General features: G+C 54.5%; 3 protein-coding genes. 2 read left to right on the top strand and 1 reads right to left on the bottom strand.

Annotated elements, in window-relative coordinates; translation table 11 throughout:
• Positions 1 to 201: hypothetical protein (locus ACP5J3_RS14135; RefSeq protein WP_428496266.1), on the top strand; the 201-nt coding region annotated here is incomplete at its 5' end.
• Here the strand turns inward: ACP5J3_RS14135 and ACP5J3_RS14130 are convergent.
• Positions 167 to 907, bottom strand: coding sequence for an FHA domain-containing protein (locus ACP5J3_RS14130; RefSeq protein WP_428496265.1), 741 nt, complete (start codon positions 905 to 907; stop codon positions 167 to 169). The two genes, ACP5J3_RS14135 and ACP5J3_RS14130, sit on opposite strands and share 35 nt — an antisense overlap.
• 30 nt (positions 908 to 937) lie before the next feature.
• On the opposite strand from ACP5J3_RS14130, the gene ACP5J3_RS14125 reads away from it, so the two are divergent.
• Positions 938 to 1,790, top strand: an 853-nt coding sequence (locus ACP5J3_RS14125; RefSeq protein WP_428496264.1) for a vWA domain-containing protein, incomplete at its 3' end; no start/stop codon positions are given.

Genomic DNA, 1,790 nt, shown 5'->3' with positions numbered 1-1,790 from the left:
GCCAAGCGGCACGAGGTGGTGCTAGTCACAGACGGGGTAGACGACGTGTTGAAAAAAGAGGGGAAAGAGCTTTACAAAACGCCGACAAAAACCCCCCTCTGCAAAGCCTGCCGCCTAGTCAACACAGCCCTCGCCAGAGGCGGGCGCGACAACGCCACAGCCGCCGTCATGTGGATCTACCACCCAGGAACTGTAGATTAACCACCTGCGCCACCGAGATAATATCCCCCGGCCTCAGCAACTGCGCCCCCAACCCCCTTATAGACCTCCCATTCAAAAAAGTGCCGTTCTTAGAACCCAAGTCCTCGATATAGTAGGCACCACCCGAAAAAGTAATAGCGAAGTGAACCCTGCTGATGTACTTAAGCAACTCCTGCGGAACACCCACCCTAGCAAAAAACTCACGACCAAAAACCATATACGACCCCCTCACCTGAAGCCTAACGCCGGTGGGCAACTGCAGAAAATAGACAGGCTCCCCCCTGACGGGAGGCTTAAACACCTTCACCACCCCCCGCCTAGAGGCCACCCACAGCGCAGCCACCACCGCGCCGGCCACAGCCACGGCCACGAGAGGCACAACAAGCGGAGGCAACCGCCCCCCAATAGTTACGTTGTAGATATACGGAAGCCCGTTGTGAACTATATACACCCGGTACTCCCCCTGCGCCGTGTTGGGAGTAGTCCTCCACAGAAGATACTTGCCGGTGATCCTCACCTCGAAATCCCTCTTAACAACCACATGCCCCGTAGACACGTCCACAACCTCGACGCTGGCCAACCCCGGCTCGTCAAAATACACATACACACTCTCCCCAGGCGCAAAGCTAAGCCTCTCCAGCCCCGCGTCGTCGACAACGGTTACCCCCCACGCCGCCGCCGCCAGAAGCAGAACCAGCAAAAGCATAAAAATTAATATAGAGGTATTTATATCTTTATGAAACGACTCGGCAACCTCGAGGTGGAGATCTACGCCAGCGAAGCCCCCGAAGGCTATGTAGACGTCGAGGTGAGGCTCAAAGGAAGCCCCCAGGAGCCCGTCCCCGAGCGGGAAGTCGCCTTCGCCATACTAATAGACAAGTCAAAATCCATGGCGGAATTCGACAAACTACAACACGCCATACAAGCCGCCAAAGAAATCATAGACTCCATGCCCCCCAACAACATCGTCGCAGTCTACGCCTTCGACGAAAAAATCAAAACCCTCATCCCCCCACTCCCCGCCGAGAAGGCACAAAAACTAGCAAAACACATAGAGAAGCTCAAGCCGGGCACCTACACCCTCCTATACCAAGCCCTACTCCACGTAATAGAAGAACTCAGAGGAGTCAAAAAAGGCCCCCTCCGCAGAGGCGCCGTCCCAGAAGACGCCGTCAAGCGGATAGTAGTAATCACAGACGGAGAACCCTGGCCCTACTACACAGAGGAGAGGTGGTACGAATCCCTAGGCAGATCAGCCGCCAAATACGGAATAACCATATCAGCCATCGGCATAGGACAAGACTACAACGAAAAAATACTACACACCCTAGCCACATCCTCAGGCGGCGCCTGGTACCACATAACCAGCGCAGGAGACCTCTCCAGAGTACTAGCAAACGAACTCAAGCGGGCAAGCACCGTAGCAGCCCGCCACGTAAAAATCACCATAGAACCCACAGGAGCCGAACTCACAGAAGTAAGAAAAATAGGCCCCACAGTATCCAAACACCCACCCACAAAACAAATCGAAATAGAAGAAATAACCGCAGGCGAGGTAGTCAGCACAGTCTTCAGAACAAAACCAACCA

The organism is Pyrobaculum sp., assembly GCF_049971835.1.
GTDB lineage: Archaea > Thermoproteota > Thermoprotei > Thermoproteales > Thermoproteaceae > Pyrobaculum.
The sequence above is the reverse complement of the archived record's forward strand: the minus strand, read 5'-3'. Positions and strand labels throughout refer to the sequence as shown.